The organism is Synechococcus sp. MIT S9220, from assembly GCF_014304815.1.
In the GTDB taxonomy this organism is placed as follows: domain Bacteria; phylum Cyanobacteriota; class Cyanobacteriia; order PCC-6307; family Cyanobiaceae; genus Synechococcus_C.
This window is the reverse complement of the sequence record NZ_CP047958.1, coordinates 1,732,240-1,751,975: the sequence shown is the minus strand read 5'-3', so window position 1 is coordinate 1,751,975 and position 19,736 is coordinate 1,732,240. Positions and strand designations below refer to the sequence as shown.

General features: G+C 58.2%; 26 protein-coding genes and 2 tRNA genes. 14 read left to right on the top strand and 14 right to left on the bottom strand.

The features are described from left to right. Positions 1-14 precede the first annotated feature (14 nt). A complete protein-coding gene (locus SynMITS9220_RS09735; RefSeq protein WP_067092821.1) occupies positions 15-494 on the bottom strand; it encodes a Photosystem I reaction center subunit III in 480 nt (159 codons plus the stop codon). Between the two features lie 76 nt (positions 495-570). On the opposite strand from SynMITS9220_RS09735, the gene tsaD reads away from it, so the two are divergent. Together tsaD and SynMITS9220_RS09725 are read left to right on the top strand one after the other, a co-directional pair. Next, a complete protein-coding gene (gene tsaD / locus SynMITS9220_RS09730; RefSeq protein ID WP_186988935.1) occupies positions 571-1,641 on the top strand; it encodes a tRNA (adenosine(37)-N6)-threonylcarbamoyltransferase complex transferase subunit TsaD in 1,071 nt (356 codons plus the stop codon). Between the two features lie 38 nt (positions 1,642-1,679). Beyond that, on the top strand, positions 1,680-1,874 hold the full coding sequence (locus SynMITS9220_RS09725; RefSeq protein ID WP_186988933.1) for a high light inducible protein: 195 nt from the start codon (positions 1,680-1,682) through the stop codon (positions 1,872-1,874). Between the two features lie 16 nt (positions 1,875-1,890). On the opposite strand, the gene SynMITS9220_RS09720 is transcribed toward SynMITS9220_RS09725, so the two are convergent. Further along, the gene (locus tag SynMITS9220_RS09720) at positions 1,891-3,051 is read right to left on the bottom strand and encodes a type IV pilus twitching motility protein PilT (protein ID WP_186988931.1); all 1,161 of its coding nucleotides are present in this window, start codon (positions 3,049-3,051) and stop codon (positions 1,891-1,893) included. 112 nt (positions 3,052-3,163) lie between these two features. Here SynMITS9220_RS09720 and wecB point away from each other — a divergent pair, with 112 nt between their 5' ends. The 4 genes from wecB to SynMITS9220_RS09700 are packed head-to-tail and all read left to right on the top strand — an operon-like array spanning position 3,164 to position 6,296. Continuing rightward, a complete protein-coding gene (gene wecB / locus SynMITS9220_RS09715; protein ID WP_186988929.1) occupies positions 3,164-4,276 on the top strand; it encodes a non-hydrolyzing UDP-N-acetylglucosamine 2-epimerase in 1,113 nt (370 codons plus the stop codon). Next, complete coding sequence (locus SynMITS9220_RS09710; RefSeq protein WP_255483033.1) at positions 4,245-4,802, top strand: DUF1643 domain-containing protein; 558 nt, start codon at positions 4,245-4,247, stop codon at positions 4,800-4,802. Before wecB ends, SynMITS9220_RS09710 begins: the two co-directional genes overlap by 32 nt. Then, positions 4,802-5,047 carry a hypothetical protein gene (locus SynMITS9220_RS09705; RefSeq protein WP_067092835.1) on the top strand — a complete coding sequence of 82 codons (246 nt, stop codon included), beginning with the start codon at positions 4,802-4,804 and terminating at the stop codon, positions 5,045-5,047. The genes SynMITS9220_RS09710 and SynMITS9220_RS09705 overlap by 1 nt, the downstream gene beginning before the upstream one ends. Further along, a complete protein-coding gene (locus tag SynMITS9220_RS09700; protein WP_115125098.1) occupies positions 5,037-6,296 on the top strand; it encodes a sodium:proton antiporter in 1,260 nt (419 codons plus the stop codon). The genes SynMITS9220_RS09705 and SynMITS9220_RS09700 overlap by 11 nt, the downstream gene beginning before the upstream one ends. Here SynMITS9220_RS09700 and gltX read toward each other — a convergent pair. Both gltX and SynMITS9220_RS09690 read right to left on the bottom strand, forming a co-directional pair. Continuing rightward, positions 6,240-7,673, bottom strand: coding sequence for a glutamate--tRNA ligase (gene gltX, locus SynMITS9220_RS09695; protein ID WP_186988925.1), 1,434 nt, complete (start codon positions 7,671-7,673; stop codon positions 6,240-6,242). The genes SynMITS9220_RS09700 and gltX overlap by 57 nt on opposite strands. Positions 7,674-7,694: 21 nt before the next feature. Continuing rightward, positions 7,695-7,768 (bottom strand) — tRNA-Asp (locus tag SynMITS9220_RS09690). Between the two features lie 196 nt (positions 7,769-7,964). Here SynMITS9220_RS09690 and SynMITS9220_RS09685 point away from each other — a divergent pair. Continuing rightward, positions 7,965-8,147, top strand: coding sequence for a hypothetical protein (locus SynMITS9220_RS09685; RefSeq protein ID WP_186988923.1), 183 nt, complete (start codon positions 7,965-7,967; stop codon positions 8,145-8,147). Between the two features lie 11 nt (positions 8,148-8,158). Here SynMITS9220_RS09685 and SynMITS9220_RS09680 read toward each other — a convergent pair whose 3' ends face one another. The 4 genes from SynMITS9220_RS09680 to SynMITS9220_RS09665 all read right to left on the bottom strand — a co-directional run bounded on the left by SynMITS9220_RS09680 (position 8,159) and on the right by SynMITS9220_RS09665 (position 9,340). Beyond that, on the bottom strand, positions 8,159-8,347 hold the full coding sequence (locus tag SynMITS9220_RS09680; RefSeq protein WP_006043540.1) for a hyperconserved protein Hcp: 189 nt from the start codon (positions 8,345-8,347) through the stop codon (positions 8,159-8,161). A 36-nt stretch (positions 8,348-8,383) separates the two neighbouring features. Beyond that, a tRNA-Trp gene (locus SynMITS9220_RS09675) sits at positions 8,384-8,456 on the bottom strand. A 62-nt stretch (positions 8,457-8,518) separates the two neighbouring features. Then, a complete protein-coding gene (gene rplS / locus SynMITS9220_RS09670; RefSeq protein WP_186988921.1) occupies positions 8,519-8,983 on the bottom strand; it encodes a 50S ribosomal protein L19 in 465 nt (154 codons plus the stop codon). Positions 8,984-9,016: 33 nt separating this feature from the next. Next, on the bottom strand, positions 9,017-9,340 hold the full coding sequence (locus SynMITS9220_RS09665; RefSeq protein ID WP_082824963.1) for a peptidase: 324 nt from the start codon (positions 9,338-9,340) through the stop codon (positions 9,017-9,019). Between the two features lie 60 nt (positions 9,341-9,400). Here SynMITS9220_RS09665 and map point away from each other — a divergent pair, with 60 nt between their 5' ends. Continuing rightward, entirely contained in the window at positions 9,401-10,240 is an 840-nt protein-coding gene (gene map, locus SynMITS9220_RS09660; protein ID WP_115125094.1) for a type I methionyl aminopeptidase, read from the top strand. On the opposite strand, the gene SynMITS9220_RS09655 is transcribed toward map, so the two are convergent. Continuing rightward, positions 10,221-11,009, bottom strand: coding sequence for an SDR family oxidoreductase (locus SynMITS9220_RS09655; protein WP_186988918.1), 789 nt, complete (start codon positions 11,007-11,009; stop codon positions 10,221-10,223). The genes map and SynMITS9220_RS09655 overlap by 20 nt on opposite strands. A gap of 20 nt (positions 11,010-11,029) precedes the next feature. Here SynMITS9220_RS09655 and ebsA point away from each other — a divergent pair, with 20 nt between their 5' ends. From ebsA to SynMITS9220_RS09640, 3 genes are all read left to right on the top strand, one after another. Next, complete coding sequence (ebsA, locus tag SynMITS9220_RS09650) at positions 11,030-11,407, top strand: type IV pilus biogenesis protein EbsA (RefSeq protein WP_186988916.1); 378 nt, start codon at positions 11,030-11,032, stop codon at positions 11,405-11,407. A gap of 29 nt (positions 11,408-11,436) precedes the next feature. Next, a complete protein-coding gene (locus tag SynMITS9220_RS09645) occupies positions 11,437-12,546 on the top strand; it encodes a phosphotransacetylase family protein (protein ID WP_186988914.1) in 1,110 nt (369 codons plus the stop codon). Positions 12,547-12,627: 81 nt separating this feature from the next. Then, positions 12,628-13,113 carry a DNA-protecting protein DprA gene (locus SynMITS9220_RS09640; RefSeq protein ID WP_255483032.1) on the top strand — a complete coding sequence of 162 codons (486 nt, stop codon included), beginning with the start codon at positions 12,628-12,630 and terminating at the stop codon, positions 13,111-13,113. Between the two features lie 3 nt (positions 13,114-13,116). Here SynMITS9220_RS09640 and SynMITS9220_RS09635 read toward each other — a convergent pair whose 3' ends face one another. Further along, complete coding sequence (locus SynMITS9220_RS09635; RefSeq protein ID WP_186988912.1) at positions 13,117-13,560, bottom strand: NfeD family protein; 444 nt, start codon at positions 13,558-13,560, stop codon at positions 13,117-13,119. Positions 13,561-13,619: 59 nt separating this feature from the next. Between SynMITS9220_RS09635 and SynMITS9220_RS09630 the strand changes: the two genes are divergently transcribed. Then, positions 13,620-14,534, top strand: a complete 915-nt coding sequence (locus tag SynMITS9220_RS09630; RefSeq protein WP_067092857.1) for an SPFH domain-containing protein — start codon at positions 13,620-13,622, stop codon at positions 14,532-14,534. On the opposite strand, the gene SynMITS9220_RS09625 is transcribed toward SynMITS9220_RS09630, so the two are convergent. After that, positions 14,531-14,983 (bottom strand): MAPEG family protein, encoded by a 453-nt coding sequence (locus SynMITS9220_RS09625; protein WP_255483289.1) that lies wholly within the window; start codon positions 14,981-14,983, stop codon positions 14,531-14,533. The genes SynMITS9220_RS09630 and SynMITS9220_RS09625 overlap by 4 nt on opposite strands. Before the next feature lie 231 nt (positions 14,984-15,214). On the opposite strand from SynMITS9220_RS09625, the gene SynMITS9220_RS09620 reads away from it, so the two are divergent. Further along, complete coding sequence (locus SynMITS9220_RS09620) at positions 15,215-15,709, top strand: YajQ family cyclic di-GMP-binding protein (protein WP_186988910.1); 495 nt, start codon at positions 15,215-15,217, stop codon at positions 15,707-15,709. 434 nt (positions 15,710-16,143) lie between these two features. Here the strand turns inward: SynMITS9220_RS09620 and hemL are convergent, their stop codons facing one another. Further along, positions 16,144-17,445 (bottom strand): glutamate-1-semialdehyde 2,1-aminomutase, encoded by a 1,302-nt coding sequence (hemL, locus tag SynMITS9220_RS09615; RefSeq protein ID WP_067093130.1) that lies wholly within the window; start codon positions 17,443-17,445, stop codon positions 16,144-16,146. Positions 17,446-17,781: 336 nt separating this feature from the next. After that, a complete protein-coding gene (xth, locus tag SynMITS9220_RS09610) occupies positions 17,782-18,624 on the bottom strand; it encodes an exodeoxyribonuclease III (protein WP_186988908.1) in 843 nt (280 codons plus the stop codon). Between the two features lie 62 nt (positions 18,625-18,686). Here xth and SynMITS9220_RS09605 point away from each other — a divergent pair, with 62 nt between their 5' ends. After that, positions 18,687-18,983 carry a hypothetical protein gene (locus SynMITS9220_RS09605; protein WP_255483031.1) on the top strand — a complete coding sequence of 99 codons (297 nt, stop codon included), beginning with the start codon at positions 18,687-18,689 and terminating at the stop codon, positions 18,981-18,983. Here SynMITS9220_RS09605 and SynMITS9220_RS09600 read toward each other — a convergent pair. Continuing rightward, positions 18,961-19,680 carry a lipopolysaccharide assembly protein LapB gene (locus SynMITS9220_RS09600; protein ID WP_186988906.1) on the bottom strand — a complete coding sequence of 240 codons (720 nt, stop codon included), beginning with the start codon at positions 19,678-19,680 and terminating at the stop codon, positions 18,961-18,963. The genes SynMITS9220_RS09605 and SynMITS9220_RS09600 overlap by 23 nt on opposite strands. Positions 19,681-19,736: the final 56 nt, after the last annotated feature.

The following is a 19,736-nucleotide window of genomic DNA, read 5'->3' as shown; positions in this document are numbered from 1 at the left end:
ATGAGATCTTTTAATCAGCGGGGTGAAACTGTGATTTTCGAATCACTTTCAGTCAGCTTGCCACTGTTGAACTCTGCAATGGCAGCAACAGGCCATGTTGCTGCTTTGACAACAGAGTTCAAGGCCAATTTCATGTCCAGCTGAATCTCGAGCATGTTCTGGTCCTTGCGACCACGAATGGCTTTGAGGTAGTCACGACCAGCCCAGCCAATGGTTCCTGTGATGTATAGGAACATCAGCCCGGGAAGCACGAAATCACCAGCATGGTTCCAGCGACCGTCAACGATCAGATGAGGAAGACCATCTTCACCGCAGGAGGCCTTGCTGTACATCTTGAAGCGAGCGACAGCCTGTGGCGTTGAGGCTGCACTGGCACGTTGCTGGAATCGTGCACTTTCAGAACAGGGAGTCAGTCCTGCAACATCAGCTCTGGCGACCGGTGCGAAGCCGAATACCAGCAGGGCCGACAGCGCGAGGGCGAAGAAACGACGCATCGGAACGGTTCCTGTTGAACCTGCCCTGGAGAGGCAGGATGTATCAAATGGACAGTAGTGGAGGCTGTTGACCTGCATGGCCAAGGTCCTAGCCCTCGAAACAAGTTGTGACGAGTCTGCCGCGGCTGTTGTGGAGCACAGCGTCGGTCGCCTGAGGGTTCTGTCGCATCGGATTGCGTCTCAGATCGAGGAGCACGCCCAATGGGGCGGCGTGGTGCCGGAGATCGCCTCACGTCGGCATGTGGAAGCCCTCCCCCACTTGATCGAGCAATCGCTCAATGAAGCGGGACTGTCGATCAGCGATCTGGATGCGGTGGCAGCCACTGTCACTCCAGGTCTGGTCGGGGCCTTGATGGTGGGTTCCGTGACGGGCCGCACCCTGGCAGCGCTTCATCGCCGGCCGTTCATCGCCATTCACCATCTCGAAGCCCATCTGGCCTCGGTTCGGCTGGCGTTATCCCCGCCAGCGCCGCCCTATCTCGTTTTACTGGTGAGCGGCGGACATACGGAACTGATTCACGTCGATGCGACGGGAGTGTTGGAGCGCCTCGGTCGCAGTCATGACGACGCCGCTGGGGAAGCCTTTGACAAGGTCGCCCGTCTGTTGGGACTTGCATACCCAGGAGGGCCTGCGATCCAGGCCGCTGCCGTTCAGGGGGATGTCAGCCGTTTCAGCTTGCCGAAAGGCCGAGTTTCAAAACCCGGAGGTGGGTTCTACCCCTACGACTTCTCATTCAGCGGCCTGAAAACGGCGATGCTTCGTCAGGTGGAGGCTTGTCGCTGTTGGGACGAACCCTTTCCCCTGGCTGATCTGGCCGCCAGCTTCCAGCAAGTTGTTGTGGATGTGTTGGTCGATCGCAGCCTCCGATGCTGCTCTGATCTCGGCCTGTCCACACTGGTGATGGTGGGTGGAGTGGCGGCCAATCAACGGTTGCGTGAATGCATGAATAGAAGAGGTGCTGAACAGGGGGTTGATGTACACCTAGCGCCGCTGAGCTACTGCACCGACAACGCCGCAATGGTGGGGGCTGCTGCCCTTGGGCGGCTGAACGCCGAAGCGATCTCCAGCTCTTTGGCTCTAGGCGTTTCAGCACGCTGGGCTCTCGAAAACTGCGCTCCCCTGTATCAATCGAATCCGCCTTTCTGAGGTTCACTGCATAGGGTGTCGCGACTTGCACTCCGGTGATGTCGATCAAGGCCGAGACGCGCCAGCAGAACAACGTTGAGGAGGTTGATTCCGGTGAATTGAATGCCTGGCGCAGGGGATTCACGCCCCAGGCTGAAATCTGGAATGGCCGCCTGGCCATGCTCGGTTTATCGATTGCGCTTGCAACTCTGTTTGTGATCAGGGTTTCAACCACTGGTATGCCTGCCGCCTGACGGCAGGGTGTGATCATTACCCCCGTCCCCTCAGGGCCTGAGCCAGTTCATTCGGTTTCAGGCTCTGAGCCACAGCCTGGTCCGCTTCGACTCTCTCCTCTTCCACAAGATTTTGCAGGCATTGATTGGCGGTGATCATGCCGTCGAAACCACTTCGTTCCATGATTTCTTCCACTTCATCCAGGGCTCCCCGCTGGATGTAGTCCTTGCAGGCCTCCGTGTTGATCAGGATGTCATGGAAGGCCGCCCGCTTTCCATCCGTGGTGCGAATCAGACCCTGTGAGATCACACCGAGCAAAGACTCCGACAGAGAACGCCGCACGCTCTCCTGGTCCTCAGGCGGGAACATGCCGAGCACCCTCTCCACGGTTTTGACCGCGGAGTTGGTGTGCAGTGTTCCAAACACCAGATGCCCGGTTTGAGAGGCCTCCAGCGCTGTACTCAGTGTTTCCTGGTCGCGGATCTCACCGACGAGGATGACGTCGGGATCTTCACGCAGTGCCGCTTTCAGAGCGTTGTGAAATTTCAGGGTGTGCAGTCCGACCTCCCGATGTCGGATCAGTGACCGCTGGCTTGTGTGCACGAATTCGACCGGGTCCTCAATGGTGAGGATGTGTCGATTCTGGTTTCGATTGATCCAATCGATCATCGCCGCAAGCGTTGTGCTTTTCCCGGATCCGGTCGGGCCGGTGATCAGGACGAGACCCTTGGGGCGTGAGGACAGCTCACGTAGAACATCGGGCAGTTTGAGTTGCTCAAGGGTCAGGATCGTCTGGGGAATGAGCCGTAGAACCATCGCTGGCCCACGCAGAGAGTCCAGAAGGTTGATGCGCACGCGCACGAAGGGAAACGCATGGGCCCCATCGAATTCCTTGATCTGATGGAAATCATCGATCTGCTGCGGGGTCAGGATTTCCTTCAGCCAGCGTTGGAAGGTTTGCTGAGTTGAGCAGGGCCACTCAGTCGTCAGCATCTCGCCCCGGGCCCTGTATCGAGGACGTTCACCGACGCCAAGATGAACGTCTGAATGTCCTTTGTCATGGGCGATGCGCACAATTTGCTCCAGGCTGGGCGCCTCATCCTTCGCGTCGCTGATCGCTGCGGCTGCTGGTGATGGATGCCCTGGTGTGGAGACGGCACCAGTGGGAAAGCCCGGTGGAAAGATCGGCTTGCTCACACAAGTTCTGGACGTCTTCGATCAGCTTCGCCAAAGCTGGGCTAATGGCAAGTGAACGCTTGCTGGGAGGTGTGTGAAACCCGCTTAGGATTTCTCCATTAACACACGGTTTATGGCTGCCAGGCCCCGCGTCACCATCGTCCTTGGCACCCGCCCGGAAGCCATCAAGCTTGCCCCAGTCATTCAGGAATTTCGAGGCTGTTCAGCTCTCGAAACACGGGTGGTTCTGACTGGACAGCATCGTGAGATGGTCACGCAGGTGATGGATCTCTTTCAGTTGAAGGCCGATCAGGACCTTGATCTGATGGCGCCGCGCCAGACCCTCACCCATGTGACCTGCGCGGCTCTTCAGGGCCTCCGCGATGACTTCCAGGCGTTCCCCCCGGGGTTGGTGCTTGTTCAGGGAGACACCACCACGGCCTTCGCAGCAGCCCTAGCTGCCTTTTATGAGCAGATTCCGGTTGGCCATGTGGAGGCCGGTCTGCGAACAGACAATCTTTTAGACCCCTTCCCAGAAGAGGCCAATCGCCGTCTGATCTCCCAAGTTGCCCAGTTGCATTTCGCTCCCACGGAGCGCTCGGAAGCCAACTTGAACGCCTCCGGTGTGGTTGGTCGTGTGATGGTCACTGGTAACACGGTGATCGATGCGCTGCTGCGCATGGCTGAGCAGGCACCGGCACTCTCTGATCTGCCCATCGACTGGGCCAATCAGCGCGTGATTCTGGCCACGGTCCATCGCCGCGAGAACTGGGGTGAGCGACTGAACAGCATCGCCGCGGGGATGCTTCAGGTGCTTGACAGTCATCCGGACACGATTCTGTTATTGCCCCTGCATCGGAATCCCACGGTTCGCGAGCCTCTGCGTGCCTTGCTCGGCGACCATCCCAGGGTGGTCCTGAGCGAGCCTCTGGACTACGACCGGCTGGTCGCTGCGATGAAAGGGTGCACACTCTTACTCACCGACTCCGGTGGCCTCCAGGAGGAAGCCCCTGCGTTGGGAAAGCCGGTGCTGGTGCTGCGTCGCACGACTGAACGCCCCGAGGCTGTGGATGCCGGCACCGCTCGATTGATCGGGACCGACAGTGACTCGATTGCCCGTGAGGCTTCACGCCTCCTCGATGATCCGAAGGCCTATGAACAGATGGCCAGGGCTGTGAACCCCTTCGGAGATGGTCGAGCCAGCGGCAGGATTCTTGAAGCTGCACTTGCCCTGCTCAACGGCTGATGTTGCGTTCAGCCCCTGTGGCCATTACCGCTGGGTGCTGCGTCGTTCAATCCGCAGGCCGTCGCAGACTGACCCCTGCAGGGAGCTCCTGTTTGTTGGTCTCAATCCTTCTTTGGCCGATGCTGGTCGTGATGACCCCACGCTGAGGCGACTTCAGGGTTTTGCTCGAAACTGGGGCTATCACCAGCTGGTGGTCCTCAATCTGTTCGGGAGGATCTCAGCATCCCCAACGGCTTTGCGTCGTTGCAGTGATCCCGTGGGGCAGCATTCCGACCACGTGCTGACGCGCTGGTTTGAGAGATGGTCCCGCTCACCCACCTGCGACCTCTGGTTGGGTTGGGGTGCGTCGGGCTCCCTGCACTGCCGTGATCAGCAGGTGCTGCTGATGCTCGCCAAGGCTCTGGCTGTGCGTCTGCAGGGGGCTCCTCCTCTCGTGATCGGAACCACCCGCAGCGGGCAACCTCGTCACCCGCTCTATATGGCTGCGGGGAGCCAGCTTTTCCCCTGGGCCTGTACGGTTCGCTGATGACACGCACCCCTCGCCGCTACAAGATTTCGCTTCATCTCTCGGGAGGTCAAACAGAGGTGGTGCATTTCCCGACTCTCGAGACATTCCAAGAGTGGTATCAGGGTCTGGTTAACGGCGGGAGTGGTCAGGCTTTCGTCAACATCCCACTCGGCGATCTCGAAGGGGAATATCTGGTGATCCGTCCCGAAGCGATCATCGGCGTGCGTGTGGAACCGCAATTCGCATCCATCGATGACGCCTGAGAGGCTCGGACTGCTCTGGGGCATCACGGTGTTTGCCGGGGCCGGTGCGCGATTGCTCGCCGCCCTGTCAGGACTGCCAGGGGTGGTGCTGTTGCTGTTGTCAGGACTGCTGATTGGACGTTCTGGCCTCGGCCTTGTGGAGCCTCTGGACCTGGGAGAGGGGCTTGAGACAACCGTTGGCCTGCTTGTCAGTCTCGTTTTGTTTGATGGAGGGCTGAATCTGCGCTTGCCCGGCGACACCATCAAGGCGACCGTGTTGCGGATTTCCGTGCTGCGTTTGTTGCTGTCGCTGGGTGCGGGAATCCTGGCAGCGCATTGGCTGGCCGGACTGGGATGGTCCGTAGCTGCCGTCTACAGCGCCATCGTGTTGGGAACGGGGCCCACGGTGGTCACGCCAATCGTGCAACAGATTCGCCTGGCTCCTCCCCTTGGGGATGTTCTCGAAGCGGAGGGACTGGTGCTCGAGCCTGTGGGAGCCGTTCTGGCGCTGCTGCTGCTTGAGCTGTTGCTTGGCGATCTCTACGGCTGGAGAGGTCTTGCGATTGGTCTGCTGTCGCGCCTCGGTGGTGGGGTACTGATCGGAGTTGCGGTTGGATGGCTGCTGGCGGAGCTGTTGAGACGTTTGCCTTCAGAGCATGCCGTGGGCTTACGGCTGCAGTTGACCCTTGGCGTTCTGTTTCTGATGTTTGCCATTTGCGAATGGCTGTTACCCGAGTCCGGTTTGCCGGCATCAGTCGCTGCAGGCGTTGTGGTGGGCCGTCGTCCCTCAACACAGGCGGCACAGCTCGACGAGCTGATCCGCGAATTGGCCAGATTGGCGATCACCATGCTGTTCCCGCTGCTGGCGGCTGATGTGTCGTGGGCTGAACTCAGTCCGCTGGGTTGGGGAGGTATCAGTTGTGTTCTGGTCCTGATGCTGCTGGTGCGTCCGGCGGCAGTGGGCGTGGCCACGATTGGATTGCCATTGGACTGGCGCCAACGCCTGTTCATGGGATGGCTGGCGCCGCGAGGAATTGTCACGGCCGCCGTGGCATCCCTGTTTTCGATTCGTCTTGAGCAGGCCGGGATTCTCGGCGCAGGACGACTTCAGGGTCTGGTGTTCCTTACGATCCTGATGACTGTGGGATTCCAGGGTCTGACAGCCCAACCCCTGGCACGCGTTTTGGGTTTGATTCAATCCGAGCCTGAGGCGTCAGGTGAGGCAGCGCTTGAGCCGGGGCAGGTCTTGCCCGATCCTGGCCAGCAATGACCAGGTCGTGATCAGATCCGGCCCCTGGAGACGGCCTAGTAGAGCAGCACGCAACGATTTCATCAAAACGCCCTTTTTTACGCCGGCTTTGTTTGCGGCATCTGCAAGCAGTGACTGAGCCTCTGCGGTGTCACTGCCGTCCCATGGATCACTCTCCAGTGATTCCAAAAGCTGACCGATCGCGACCTTGGCTCCATCGGCTTCCAGTTGCTTGAGGCCATCGTCCTCAAGCTCAGGGCAAACAAAAAAGGGTTGTGCCTGGTCAATGCCGTCTTTCAGCAGGGTGAGAGAAGGGCCGAGCAGTTCGCATAAAGCCAGGCCCCAGCTCACGTCCTCAGGCAGGTTCCATCCCTGCTCTCTCCAGAGCGGCGAGATGTCATCCAGCAGTTGCTGCGGTGTGAGGCCATGCAGAACCTGTGCATTGAGCCAGTTGAGCTTGTCCCAGTCGAAACGCGCACCTGCTTTGTTCACTCGATCGAAGCTGAACACCTCGGCTGCCTGCGGGAGGGTGAAGCGTTCCCCCATGCCTTCGGGAACGGACCAGCCCAGCAGGGTCATGTAGTTGGCGATCGCTTCCGCCGTGTAACCCATGGACCGGAAATCATTGATCGATGTGACGCCGTCACGCTTGGAGAGTTTGCGTCCCTCGGCATTGAGGATCAGCGGGGTGTGGGCAAAGACCGGCGCGGCTAGCTCGAGAGCCTGGTAAAGCAGAAGTTGCTTGGCGGTGTTGGCAATATGGTCCTCGCCTCGGATCACATGCGTGATCGCCATGGACGCGTCATCGACCACCACCACAAGGTTGTAAAGAGGGTCTCCGATCTGATCGGCTGGAGCACGTCGGGCAATGACCATGTCACCGCCGAGATCAGCTCCGCGCCAATGCATTGGCCCTCGGACAAGGTCACGCCACTGAATCTCTTCACTGTCGTCGATCCGGAAGCGGATCACCGCTTCACGGCCCTCGGCTTGGAACGACGCCTCCTGCTCGGCCGTGAGCTGCCGATGTCGATTGTCGTAGCGAGGTGCTTTGTTCTGAGCTTTCTGGGCCTCTCGCATGCTTGCGAGCTCCTCTTCGCTGGCGTAACAGCGATAGGCGAGGCCGCGGTCGAGCAACAGCTGGATGGCAGCGCGATGCTCGTTGACCCGCTCGCTCTGAATCGTGGGATCTTCATCCCAGTCGATGCCTAGCCAGGCCAGTCCATCGAGGATGTTCGCGGTGAATTCCGGCTTGGAGCGCTCCTTGTCAGTGTCCTCAATTCTCAGCAGGAACTGACCCTTCTGGTGTCGCGCGAACAACCAGTTGAAGACCGCTGTTCTCGCCGTTCCAATGTGGAGAGTGCCCGTTGGACTTGGGGCCAGACGAACACGCACCATTGCGGGGCTCGGGATGAAGAACGGGACCGACGGGATTCGAACCCGCAACTTCCGCCGTGACAGGGCGGTGCTCTAACCGGTTGAACTACGGTCCCAGATCGGATTCAGATCGACGGTGCTCGTCCGTTGGAATCTGATCTGTGTCGCTCGCGCGACATCGAAAGTATCGACTGTTGCCCTGCCCTCCGTCAATAAGCGCGTTGGTCGGGTTCTGAACAACTGGCTTCAGAACCCACCACGCCTGGATTGCCACCAGCCGTTGCGATCCGTTCGTGTTTCAGATTCCGCTCAATGGATCCCTCGTGTCGATGGCATGCAGAGCATGGGTTCTTTTTCAAGCTCTGGCAGCGTTCTGAATCGGACTTGAATCTTTGCTCAACCACCAACAACGATTCATGCCGACAGCACACCCGCGGACGCCATAAAAAACCGGTGGCAGCAGCCACCGGCCTCAGTGATCCCATGAAGGGATGAATTCAGCTTGGTCAGGGACGGAAACCTGCAGGCTCAATTAAGCGAACTTGATTGCCACGGGCAGTGAACTCACGGCCCTGGTCGCTTTGCACGACCACACGTCCTCCGGATTTGACGCGAATGACACGGGCACGAACCCAGCCGAGGGCGGCTGATTCGAGGACCTTGACCACATCACCAGGTTGAAGATCCAACTCCATGCTCGAAACTAGGAAACTGCAGAAGGGGCCATCGGACGCGCCGTGGAGGACTTGAACCCCCGACATCAGGTTTTGGAGACCTGCGTTCTACCAACTGAACTAACGGCGCAAGGCGATGGGCCCCTCGACCATCACAAAGGCGATGGCATTGGATTGAACGAGGCCTAAGCCTCAGCGATCGAAGCGCTGCTTCACGCGGGTGGCCTTGCCCACCCGTTCCCGCAGATAGAAAAGCTTCGCCCGACGTACCTTACCGCGGCGCTCCACCTTGATGGAGGCAACTTGAGGACTATGCAGCATAAAGACTCTTTCAACGCCGATGCCCTGAAAGATCCGACGGACCGTGATGGTCTGATTGACCCCGCCGTGACGCTTGGCGATCACCACTCCTTCGTAGGGCTGGACGCGTTCCTTATTGCCCTCGCTGATGCGAACGCCGACACGAACAGTGTCCCCGACATAGATGTCGGGAAGGTCGGTTTTCTGCTGCGCTTGCTCAAACTCTCTGATCAGCTCAGCAGGTTTGAGGCGTGCAGCCTTCTTTGCGGCTGGAGCAGCAGTCTTCGGGGACTCGTTCTCAGTGCTTGTGACGTCTGCGCTGTCTTGTGCAGATGTGTCTTTCTGGTCCGCTGCCATCCCAGCTCCGGGTAATCACGCCAAACAACCAGCTTACCCTGCCGGCCCGCCGTCTACTGAGCGTTTCTTCCAAGCGTTTCTCCAGGACTGCAACATCATTCCTCCCCCGGTGATCAACATCCAGAGCACTCCCAGTGCATTGAGAACAACCACGACGGGTTCAAGCTGCGGTCCCAGCCATTCCCCTTCATGCAGGCTCATCAGCCAGTGGGCGCTGTCTCGACTCACTCCGAACCAATCGCGCGCCACCCGGTAGCTCAGACCTGTGATGACTGTGGTCATCAACGGCAGAAGAACCAAAGGCGCCACCCTGCTGTGCCAGCGCCGCAGTCGTGCCATCCAGAGAGCCACCGGCATTAGCTCGTCACCATTGATAGCGTGACAGCAGGACGTCGGGACTGCCCGAAGGAATCACCGATGAACTTGTTCGCTGATCTGCTTGCTTCAACCAAAACCGGCAGCGTGACTGCCACAGGCCCGCGCATCCAGCAGCGTCGGGGAGTGGAGATCAAGTCGGCGAGAGAGCTGAAAATCATGGCCAAGGCCAGTCGCATCGTGGCGACTGTGCTCCGGGAAATCATGGAGATGGTCGAGCCCGGTCAGACCACCGCCGATCTGGATGCCCATGCCGAGCGGCGCATCAGGGAAATGGGAGCAACCCCAAGTTTCAAGGGATACCACGGGTTCCCCGCCAGCATTTGTTCCAGCATCAACGATGAGGTGGTGCACGGCATCCCCAACAACAGGAAGGTGATTCATGCCGGCGATTTGCTCAAAGTGGACACGGGAGCCTTTTACGAGGGCTATCACGGCGACAGCTGCGTCACCATCTGTGTGGGAGAGGTCAGTGATCAGGCGGCAGCCCTCAGCAAGGTGGCTCAGGAATCATTGATGGCCGGATTGGCTCAGATCCGCTCGGGGAACACGCTGCTCGATATCGCTGGAGCCGTTGAGGATCGTGTCCATGAAGGTGGTTTCAGTGTGGTGGAGGACTACACGGGTCATGGTGTTGGCCGCAATCTCCACGAAGAACCTTCCGTGTTCAACTTCCGAACGGACGTTCTGCCGAACGTGAAGTTGCGTCCTGGCATGACCCTGGCTGTGGAACCGATCCTGAACGCCGGCAGCAAAGCCTGTCGCACGCTCAAGGACCGCTGGACTGTGGTCACCCGCGATGGCAGCCTGTCCGCGCAGTGGGAACACACGATTGTCGTGACATCCGACGGATGCGAGATCCTCACGGATCGTGGCGATTAGCCCACAACAGTCGGTTGTAGGTCAACCGTCCCAGCTCAACCAAAGGCATCGCCAGCAAGGTAAGTGGATTGGGGGTCACGATGATCAGTGGCAGTCCCAAGTCGGCTTGCCAAAGAATCTGACCTGCCACGAAATCAGCTGACATCACACCGATCGGATTGAGGTCAGAACGGAACGGACCGAGCACCAGCTTGCGTAGGGTCGGCAGCCTGGTCCGTTGCTGACGCGGCGCACTCCAGCGCAGGCTGACGAGTTGGCCGATCAAGCGCTTGCTCAGTTCATAAGCAGGGCTCAGGGCCGGTTGGATCTCGGCTTCCGATGTGTTCACCCACAGTTCCGGTGGATATGAGTCTTGCTGGAGGTTCCTCTCCAGCTGCTCAAAGCGCTGCAGAAGCCTCCATTGGCTGAGGGCATTGATCTCAAGTGCGTTGTTTAGGCTCTCGGGGCTCTGGTCGCCTCCGGGGTTGATGCCGTGGTTGAGCACAAGTAGATCGAGACCCCTCAGGGTGGGATCGAGTTCCTCTTCCTTTCCGCAGTTCCAGCAAACCCACTCCTGTGGTCCGGTCAGACTGTTCAGTTCCGTTGGCTTAGGGCGATGACTCAGAGCAACGACCCAGGCGCCCTTTTGTCTGAGTCGGCGCGTGAGTGCACGACCCAGTTCACCTCCTGCTCCAGTGATTCCCACCCTGCGACCTGACCAGGTCTCTGCCATGGAGCTTGAGTCGGAGGTCCTTCGCAAAGGCTGGGCCATGGCGGTGAACTGGTGCATGCTTGGAACAGCTCGACGGTATGACGTTGTCCAGTCCGTCCAGTGACGCTCAACTGGCGCTGTTCGCTCCTTATTGCGGGGGGCTTCGTCGAGAGCAGTCCCTCAGGCATGCTCTTGAACAACTGCCCCTCGGCCAGTTCGATGGCGAGCGTATCCGCAGTGGTTCTCAGCCCCATCGATACCTGCTGACCTGGAGTCCTGCCAATGCCCCGCTGCAGACGTGCCGCTGTGAGTTGCGATTTCAGGAACAGGGTGATCAGCTGTATCCGTTCGAATGCCCTGCGCATCAACTGCTCGATTGGCTGATGCAAGTTGTGGAAGCTGGCCGTCAGGATCTGCCGGACAGCTTCTGGCAGTGGTTGTTGCTCGAGCAGATCGAGGAGGATGGTTCCCCTTAAATTGTGGGAATTAACCTCAGATCTCCCTGATGGGCTCAACGCTGCTGATCGGATCCTGTGAACCCTTCAGCGGCAAGTCCGCCCTAGTGCTCGGGGTTGCAAGGCATCTGCGCTCGGTCGGCATTCGGGTTCTTTTTGGAAAACCGCTTGCCACAAGTCTGGACTGGGAGTCTGATCAAGGCGTTCCGCCTTCGCCGTTAATTGATGACGATGTCCGTTTCGTCGGAGAGACCCTCGGTCTTCCTCATCAGGACCTAATCCCCTCTCTGCATCTCCTATCTCCCGAGACTGCACAGCAACGGCTTGCGAAGGGAACCTTGGCTGCTGGAGAAGGTCTTGAGCAACTCAGGACCAGTCTTGAGCAGTCAGAAAACAGTGTCACCCTGCTGGAAGCCGCCGGCAATCTCCATGAGGGTTTGCTCTACGGCCTGAGTTTGGTGCAACTGGCCCGCGATCTCGACGCACCGGTGGTGCTCGTGCATCTTTGGGAAGACAGTCGCAGCGTCGATGCGTTGCTGGCGGCCAGCCAGCAGCTCGGTGATCGACTCCGCGGGGTGGTGCTGAACGCAGTCACTCCTGATGATGTGGAAAGCCTGGAACGTGATGTCGTGCCGTCTCTTCAGGCGCTTGGCATCAAGGTGTTTGGTGTGATGCCCCGTTCTCCTCTACTGCGCAGCGTCACGGTGGGAGAACTCGTGCGTCGCCTCGATGCTCGGGTGATCTGCTGCAGAGAGAAGCTCGACCTGTTGGTGGAGACTCTCAGCATCGGGGCGATGAATGTGAATTCAGCAATGGAGTTCTTCCGCCGCCGCCGCAACATGGCTGTGGTGACAGGAGCAGATCGCACCGATATCCAGCTGGCAGCCCTGGAGGCTTCCACGCAATGTCTGATTTTGACCGGTGCTGGAGATCCACTCCCTCAGTTGATCAGTCGAGCGGATGAACTGGAAGTTCCCCTGCTCAAGGTCGAGCAGGACACACTCGGGACCGTTGAAGTGATCGAGCAGGCGTTCGGTCACGTTCGACTGCACGAAGCGGTGAAAGCGACTTATGCCTTCCGTCTTGTGGAAGAACACTGCCGGCTTGCAGACCTGCTCAGTGCCGTGGGACTGGAACACCTTGTGATCGGCTCAAAGTGATGGTCCCGACAGGGTTCACCGCTGCTAGCGTCTAGGAACGCTCGCAGGTAGTCATTGAGCCGATCCCTTGATCTTCCTGCAATGGACAGGGTCGACACCCTTGCCCAGGAATTGGCCTTGCTCCAAGACAAGGGAGCAAGGAGGATTGCCATCCTCGGAAGTCGTCATGTTCCCGTGGTCGCCATCCACCTGATCGAGCTGATCGCCCGATCGCTTGCTCAGGAAGGCCACTCTCTCGTCACATCAGGTGCGCAGGGGGTCAATGCAGCCGTAATTCGAGGCGTCCTGGCTGTGGATGCCTCCAAGCTCACGGTGCTTCTGCCGCAGAGTCTGAGTCGCCAAGGGCCAGAGATCCGTGATCAGTTGGAGACGGTTCTGCACCTGATTGAAAAGCCCGAACACGACGATCTGCCCTTGCCGATGGCCAGCAGCCTCTGCAACCAGGACATCATCAGTCGTTGTGACCAACTGATTTGCCTGGCTTTCCATGACAGCGAGACATTGCTTGCCAGCTGTCGTAATGCCGAAGACATGGGCAAGGTGGTCAGCCTGCTCTTTTTTGACTGATGTTCAAGGCGAAGGCGGGGTTGGCAGAACCTGGAGCCTGGTTCCCTCCCTGCTGATCACAAGCACGCGATCTCCGGCCTGCAGAGGAGTCTCGATATCCAGTGAACTGGCAGCCCAGCTCTGGCCATGCCAGCGAACCCTGCCTTCTCCTCCGGGCTGAATCGGGGCCAGGACCTCGGCTGTGTTGTCTTTCAGCAGTCGCCCTCCGGGCCGTGGATTGCGTTGCGCAGACCACTTGCTCAGCCAAAGCGTTCCCAGCACTGTGATCAGAATGAACAGGAAGATCTGAATCCAAACCTGCAGCGGCAGCAAGGCTGTCAGTACGGACACGACAAGACCGGCGAAGACGCCAAACATCAAGCCATCGAAACTGGGCTGCACCAGCTCCACCACCAGCAGAACACCAGCCAACAGCAACCAGATCAAAGGACTCCAAAGAGGTGGCATGTCTGGTGGCTGCTTCCCCTCACTTTGGGGACTAGCGTCGCTTCAGACATCTATTCGTCATGGAAGCGCTGCTGAGCCTGCCTGCACTGATCCTGATCGCACTTCTGGGAAGTGGCAGCGTCAAGGTCACCAGCGGAGGCCGCTCGCGTCTCGTCGAGCGGCTTGGCAAGTTCGACCGTGAGTTGCAGCCTGGGCTCTCTGTCGTGATTCCCGTTGTCGAACGGGTGGTGAGTCATGAGTCGCTCAAGGAACGGGTTCTGGATATCCCCCCCCAGCTCTGCATCACGCGAGACAACGTCTCCATCGAGGTCGATGCGGTGGTGTACTGGCAGTTGCTCGAGCATTCCCAGGCGTATTACGCAGTGGACAATCTGCAGGCAGCGATGGTGAATCTGGTGTTAACCCAGATTCGTGCCGAGATGGGCAAGCTGGATCTCGACCAGACCTTCACCACTCGCAGTGAGGTGAATGAGCTGCTGTTGAAGGAGCTTGATGAGGCCACCGATCCATGGGGTGTGAAAGTGACTCGCGTTGAAATGCGCGACATCAATCCTTCGCCCGGCGTTAAGCAAGCGATGGAGGCTCAGATGACTGCCGAACGGGAGAAGCGCGCTGCGATTCTGCGTTCCGAAGGAGAAAAGGAAGCCCAGTTGAATGAGGCGCGTGGCCGTGCGGAGGCTCTCGTGCTTGACGCACGTGCCCAGAAGGAGGCAATTCTGCTGGAGGCCGAAGCCCAGGCGAAGCAGCAAGGTGTGATGGCTGAAGCGAAGTCCGAAGCGGCACGCGTCATGGCCAGGGCACTGTCTGAGAGCCCGGAAGCGGAAGAGGCAGTACGGCTGATGCTGGCTGAAAACTGGATGGCCATGGGGCAGCGCATGGCTGACTCGCCGGCCGGCAGCGTGCTGATGGTCGATCCTCAGTCACCTGCTTCACTGCTGGCTGCTCTGAAGCAATTCCAGCAAGGCAAGGATTAGGCAGCTAGTAGAGCTCTGACTCCTTCGATGTAGAGGATTCCGGTGCAAAGCAGAGCACCGGCCCAGCACAGTCCTCTCAGGGGCGGAACATTAGCCACATAGGCCGGCAAATAAATCAGACGCAGCACGGGCTGGAGCAGAGCTGCGGGGATGGCAAGGCCCTGAAGCTCTCCGATTTGCAGCACGGCGATCAGGGCTAGAAGTGCTGCTGGAGCATGCAGGCTGAACGCTTCGAAGCTGTTCTGATGGGCCCAGCTGGCTCGTTTCCCCCAGTCTGGAAGGCGTTCGAACATGGCCCTCGGAGCTTTCATGTCGTCCAGGGTGAAGTCCGCCTGTGAACGGGCAGCACCCAGGGGAATGATGCTGGCGATCACTACAGCTCCCGAGAACACGAGCGACAAGGCATAGGGCGCCGAGGCTGTCTGGGTGAGAAAGTCCGTGATGAACACAATCAAGGCAATCGCGGTTGAAACGATAGTGATCGACTCTCGATCGACGCGATTAACCCAACTGGATCGCTAAGTCGTCTGCGTCCGTTGTCCTTCTGGCTGCCTGAAGCGGGGTTTGGAACGGAGTTGCTGATTGAAGTGACGCTTTTATGGCTATCCGTCTGTTGTTAGATCTCCTGTTAAGAGCGGCTTCAAGAGCGTTGCTAACCTTTAACCACTAACGATTGTTCAATGGCTTCGTATTCATTTGATGTGGTCTCTGATTTTGACCGTCAGGAGTTGGTGAATACGCTTGATCAAGTTCGTAGGGACGTTTCTCAGCGCTATGACCTTAAGGATTCTGGTACAGAGATCGATCTTGAAGACGCCGCGATTGTGATCACTACGGCCAGTGACATGACTCTTCAAGCTGTTGAAGATATTCTGCGAGCCAAGGCGACAAAGAGAAATCTCTCTTTGAAGATCTTTGATTTCCAGACGGCGGAGACAGTGGGTGGGAATCGTGTGCAGCAGACCGTTCAATTGAAGAAGGGACTCAGTCAGGAACTTGCTAAGAAAATGAGCAAAATTGTCCGTGACGAGCTTAAGAAAGTCACCGTGGCGATTCAGGGAGACAGTCTCAGGGTGACAGGCAAGAGTAAGGATGATCTCCAGCAGGTGATTCAGTTGTTGCGGTCAAAAGAGGATGAGCTGGATGTGCCTCTTCAGTTCGAGAATTATCGCTGAATTTTAGAGACTCAAATTGATCTGTAAGCCTCCGGCCCAGATTCCTGGAACTTCGCCCTCACCACCTGGATTGATAAGCCATTGCACGACTGGTTCAATTTGCAAGATTTCTGAAACATCAAAGGAATCATTTAATTCAATCGCTCACTCGTGACTCAGCCAAAGGGTTGATGGTTGGGCTGAAACTGGTTCGACCCAGTTCCAAAGCAAGAACGTCAAGTGGTCGGCCAGGAATGATGCCTTGGCTCCGCGAGCCACCTGCGATAAATGTTGGATAAAGGTTATTGGCAGGATCCAAGCTCACGGTGTCACCACAGGCTTCACCTGGGTCTGCAGTGATGCAACCACGAGGGTCAGCCCGATCAACGCCTTTTGGAACTGGTTGCCCATGCCGATGCTGGAATGTGGCATCGGCAGTGACCCAGATTCAGGCTTTAGGCGATCGCAGCGAAGCTGTCGCGGAACGCCTGAATCGTGGCTTCGATGTCTGCGTCCGAATGGGCAAGGGAGGTGAACCCTGCTTCGAAGGCTGACGGAGCTAGATAAACACCACGCTCAAGCATGGCGCGATGCAGTTTGCCAAAGCGTTCAGCGTCTGTTGCCTTCGCTTCTTCAAAGTTGCGTACAGGTCCTTCGCAGAGGAAGAAGCCGAACATGGCGCTCACACTTCCACTCGTGATCGGAAGGCCTGCAGAGGTTGCTGCTTCCTTGATGCCAGCGACCAGTTTTTCAGTGGTGGCGGTGAGCTTTTCGTAGCTACCGGGCTGTTTCAGAAGCTCAAGTGTCTTGATGCCCGCCGTCATGGCAAGGGGATTTCCGCTCAGGGTGCCGGCCTGGTACATGGGGCCTGCAGGAGCCACCATCTCCATGATTTCGCGTCGACCGCCGTAGGCCCCTACGGGAAGACCTCCACCGATCACCTTGCCCATGGTGGTGAGGTCAGGGGTCACGCCGAAATGGGCCTGGGCTCCGCCGTAACTGATGCGGAAGCCTGTCATGACTTCGTCAAAGACGAGCAGAGCGCCGTTTTCCTTGGTGAGTTCGCGTAAACCCTCGAGGAAACCAGGCTCAGGCTGGATAAACCCTGCATTGCCAACGATGGGTTCAAGGATGACACCTGAAATGGCATCAGGGTTTTCAGCGAATAACTGCTTGACGGCCTCCAGATCGTTGTAAGGCGCGGTCAGGGTATTGGCGGTGGTGCTGCGGGGGACGCCAGGTGAGTCAGGCAGGCCGAGGGTGGCCACACCGGAACCGGCCTTCACCAAGAACATGTCCGCGTGGCCGTGGTAGCAACCTTCGAACTTGATGACCTTGTCGCGACCTGTGAAGGCGCGCATGAGACGGAGCACAGCCATGCAGGCTTCGGTGCCGCTGTTCACGAAGCGAACCATCTCCACACTGGGGACGGCGTCGATCACCATCTCCGCCAATGTGTTTTCAAGTGCGCAGGGAGCTCCGAAGCTGGTGCCCTTCTCAATCGTTTCCTGCAGCGCACTGATTACTTCTGGATGGGCATGACCGCAGATCGCGGGTCCCCAACTGCCGATGTAGTCGATGTATTTGTTGTCATCAACGTCCCAGGCGTAAGCGCCCTTGACCCGATCGAAGACGATCGGCTGGCCACCCACAGATTTGAATGCACGCACTGGGGAGCTCACGCCACCAGGCATCAGAGCCTGGGCGGCACTGAAGAGCTCCTGGGAGCGACTGGTGTTCAAGCTTGGTGCTGTCACGGGGGCGGATGCCAAAGGGCCGATGCAAACCGTGCCACATCCTGACCCAAGAACGTGCCAAAACGGCTGATCTGTGTACGAAGAGCGGATTCCGGAACTTGTGATACCAGCCTCGGCATCGTGATCAAGCTCCTGATCAACCCGTCTATGAACAGCGTCTGACCTGGATTTGAGCCGATTTTCAGCCTCATGCGGCGTTGCATCACCTGCGCAAGAACGGCTTGTTTAAGACTGTGACGGATCGAGCATGAACTTGCCCTCCCTTGCTTCAGAACGAAGCAACAGCGCCTGGGAAGCGCCTTTTTGCGATCAGATTGCTTGGAAACAGCCTGTGGCTTAATCCATGCCGAAGCTGTCCGGATCGTCCTCGCACTCCTCCTCCAGCTCCCAGGAGAGGTCAACGACCACGGGTGCATGGTCGCTGGGTTGCTCGCGGTCGCGCTCCTGTTTGTCGATCTGGCAGCTCAGGGCAAGCTCCTGCAGGTCGGAGCTGAGATAGATGTGATCAATTCTCCAGCCGCTGTTGCGGTTCCATGCACCGCTGCGGTAGTCCCACCAGCTCCAGTGACCGCTGCCCGATTCGAACAGCCGGAAGGCGTCTTTGAGATCATCTCCAAGCGCTTGAGCAAGGGCGTTGCGTTCGGCGTCTGAAGCCATGATTCCGCCGCTGAGACGATCAGGGTCATGCAGGTCTTTGGCTTCCGGTCCGATGTTGAAATCACCCACCATGCAGAGGGGCTCATCCCTGGTCTGAACTGCCCGCAGATATCTCTCAAGGCATGAGAGCCACTTCAGTTTGTAGTCGTATTTCTCGGATTGGAGGCTGGAGCCGTTTGGCACGTAGAGGTTGACCACCCGGATCCCATCCACCAGAGCACTGATTACCCTCTTCTGCTGGCTCAGTTCTTCCGCTTCAGGATCAGCCTCCAGTTCTCCCATGAACCCCAAGCGCACATCTTCCAGAGGCTGCCGGCTGATCAGGGCCACGCCGTTGTACGACTTCTGACCATGGAAGCTGACCTCGTAACCCCTTGAGCGGAAGGGCTCGAGCGGAAAGAGCGGATCATCAACCTTGGTCTCCTGAAGGGCCAGCAGATCAACCCCGCTCTGATCCAACCAGCGGAGGACGTGATCCAGTCGCGTGCGAATCGAATTGACATTCCAGCTTGCGATCTGCACTGAGACCCTGAGGCACCTGATTGGAGACCCTTAGCATCACCCGGAACCGAGCATTTGATCTCATGCAATCGCTCCGTGTGACCTCTGGTCTGGCGTTCGCTATCTGCAGCGGCTTGCTTTCGGTTGGCCCTGCTGCTCAGTCTCAGACCACGATGTCTCAGCCGACTGTGCTCGAGCGCAACGAAGACCGCGATATCTTCAATACTCTTCCAGGTGAATCCAAGCAGAAGGGATCGGTGCTTGATGTCACGAATCCCATGGAGTTGATGCGGTCTCTGCGTCAAGCAACGTCCATGAACGATGCCACCGATCCAGTTGATGCCATTGATGAGGCACTCAGGGAGTTGTCACAGCCTTAGGGCCTGGGCTTGCCGGTCGATTGCGAGCCGCTTCGAGCGCCCAGCGCAGTTCAAGTGTCTCGAGATCCATACCCGTTGAGGCCAGATTTTTGCTCAAGGGCATGGCTTTGCGCAGCAGAGCGATGGCATCGTCTCCTCGACCTTGATCCCGTTTCAACAGGGCAAATGCCAGTAATGGTTCAGGTCGTTTGGGGTTGTCGTTGATCAGATTGCGATAGCGATTGGCAGCAGCTTTTGATTCTCCGGACAAGCGCTCGAGATCGGCCAACAACAACCCCAGTTTCAGTCGCCGTTCAGCTGGCAGGGAGTCGAAACGTTTGTTCAATTGCTTCATTGGCTCTGTGACCTGGTCGGTCTCCTGCGCGAGAAGAGCCCATAGGGTCATCACCTCAAGCCGATCGGGGTGAAGTCGCTGCAAAGGTCTCAGGGTGCGAACCGCTGCTTCGCGATTTCCGTTCTCGTAGTGTGTGCGAGCCAGCAACAGTGCCCAGCGCCAGTCGCTCGGATGATCCTGAACCTGGATTTTGAGAATCTCCAGCCCTGAGACGTCGCTGTCGGAGGACTGGCTCTGGAGAGTGTTTGCAGAGGGCGTCTCGGGCCAGATCTGGGTCACCATCCAGCCTGCGATCAAACAAAGGCAGGCGACTGCGCCCAGCTTGGCCAGAGTTTCCGTTGTTTGACGGCTGTAACCCGGCACCGTGTCGTGGGAACGCCCGACCAGTCTGAGGCTCTTTGTCGAAGCTGGCTAGAGTT

Excerpts from the sequence above, each read along its gene's own strand:
- SynMITS9220_RS09735 (WP_067092821.1), bottom strand. The coding sequence starts at position 494 with ATGCGTCGTTTCTTCGCCCTCGCGCTGTCGGCCCTGCTGGTATTCGGC.
- tsaD (WP_186988935.1), top strand. The coding sequence starts at position 571 with ATGGCCAAGGTCCTAGCCCTCGAAACAAGTTGTGACGAGTCTGCCGCG.
- SynMITS9220_RS09725 (WP_186988933.1), top strand. The coding sequence starts at position 1,680 with ATGTCGATCAAGGCCGAGACGCGCCAGCAGAACAACGTTGAGGAGGTT.
- wecB (WP_186988929.1), top strand. The coding sequence starts at position 3,164 with ATGGCTGCCAGGCCCCGCGTCACCATCGTCCTTGGCACCCGCCCGGAA.
- SynMITS9220_RS09705 (WP_067092835.1), top strand. The coding sequence starts at position 4,802 with ATGACACGCACCCCTCGCCGCTACAAGATTTCGCTTCATCTCTCGGGA.
- SynMITS9220_RS09700 (WP_115125098.1), top strand. The coding sequence starts at position 5,037 with ATGACGCCTGAGAGGCTCGGACTGCTCTGGGGCATCACGGTGTTTGCC.
- gltX (WP_186988925.1), bottom strand. The coding sequence starts at position 7,673 with ATGGTGCGTGTTCGTCTGGCCCCAAGTCCAACGGGCACTCTCCACATT.
- SynMITS9220_RS09685 (WP_186988923.1), top strand. The coding sequence starts at position 7,965 with ATGGATCCCTCGTGTCGATGGCATGCAGAGCATGGGTTCTTTTTCAAG.
- SynMITS9220_RS09680 (WP_006043540.1), bottom strand. The coding sequence starts at position 8,347 with ATGGAGTTGGATCTTCAACCTGGTGATGTGGTCAAGGTCCTCGAATCA.
- rplS (WP_186988921.1), bottom strand. The coding sequence starts at position 8,983 with ATGGCAGCGGACCAGAAAGACACATCTGCACAAGACAGCGCAGACGTC.
- SynMITS9220_RS09665 (WP_082824963.1), bottom strand. The coding sequence starts at position 9,340 with ATGCCGGTGGCTCTCTGGATGGCACGACTGCGGCGCTGGCACAGCAGG.
- map (WP_115125094.1), top strand. The coding sequence starts at position 9,401 with ATGAACTTGTTCGCTGATCTGCTTGCTTCAACCAAAACCGGCAGCGTG.
- SynMITS9220_RS09655 (WP_186988918.1), bottom strand. The coding sequence starts at position 11,009 with ATGCACCAGTTCACCGCCATGGCCCAGCCTTTGCGAAGGACCTCCGAC.
- ebsA (WP_186988916.1), top strand. The coding sequence starts at position 11,030 with ATGACGTTGTCCAGTCCGTCCAGTGACGCTCAACTGGCGCTGTTCGCT.
- SynMITS9220_RS09645 (WP_186988914.1), top strand. The coding sequence starts at position 11,437 with ATGGGCTCAACGCTGCTGATCGGATCCTGTGAACCCTTCAGCGGCAAG.
- SynMITS9220_RS09640 (WP_255483032.1), top strand. The coding sequence starts at position 12,628 with ATGGACAGGGTCGACACCCTTGCCCAGGAATTGGCCTTGCTCCAAGAC.
- SynMITS9220_RS09635 (WP_186988912.1), bottom strand. The coding sequence starts at position 13,560 with ATGCCACCTCTTTGGAGTCCTTTGATCTGGTTGCTGTTGGCTGGTGTT.
- SynMITS9220_RS09630 (WP_067092857.1), top strand. The coding sequence starts at position 13,620 with ATGGAAGCGCTGCTGAGCCTGCCTGCACTGATCCTGATCGCACTTCTG.
- SynMITS9220_RS09620 (WP_186988910.1), top strand. The coding sequence starts at position 15,215 with ATGGCTTCGTATTCATTTGATGTGGTCTCTGATTTTGACCGTCAGGAG.
- SynMITS9220_RS09605 (WP_255483031.1), top strand. The coding sequence starts at position 18,687 with ATGCAATCGCTCCGTGTGACCTCTGGTCTGGCGTTCGCTATCTGCAGC.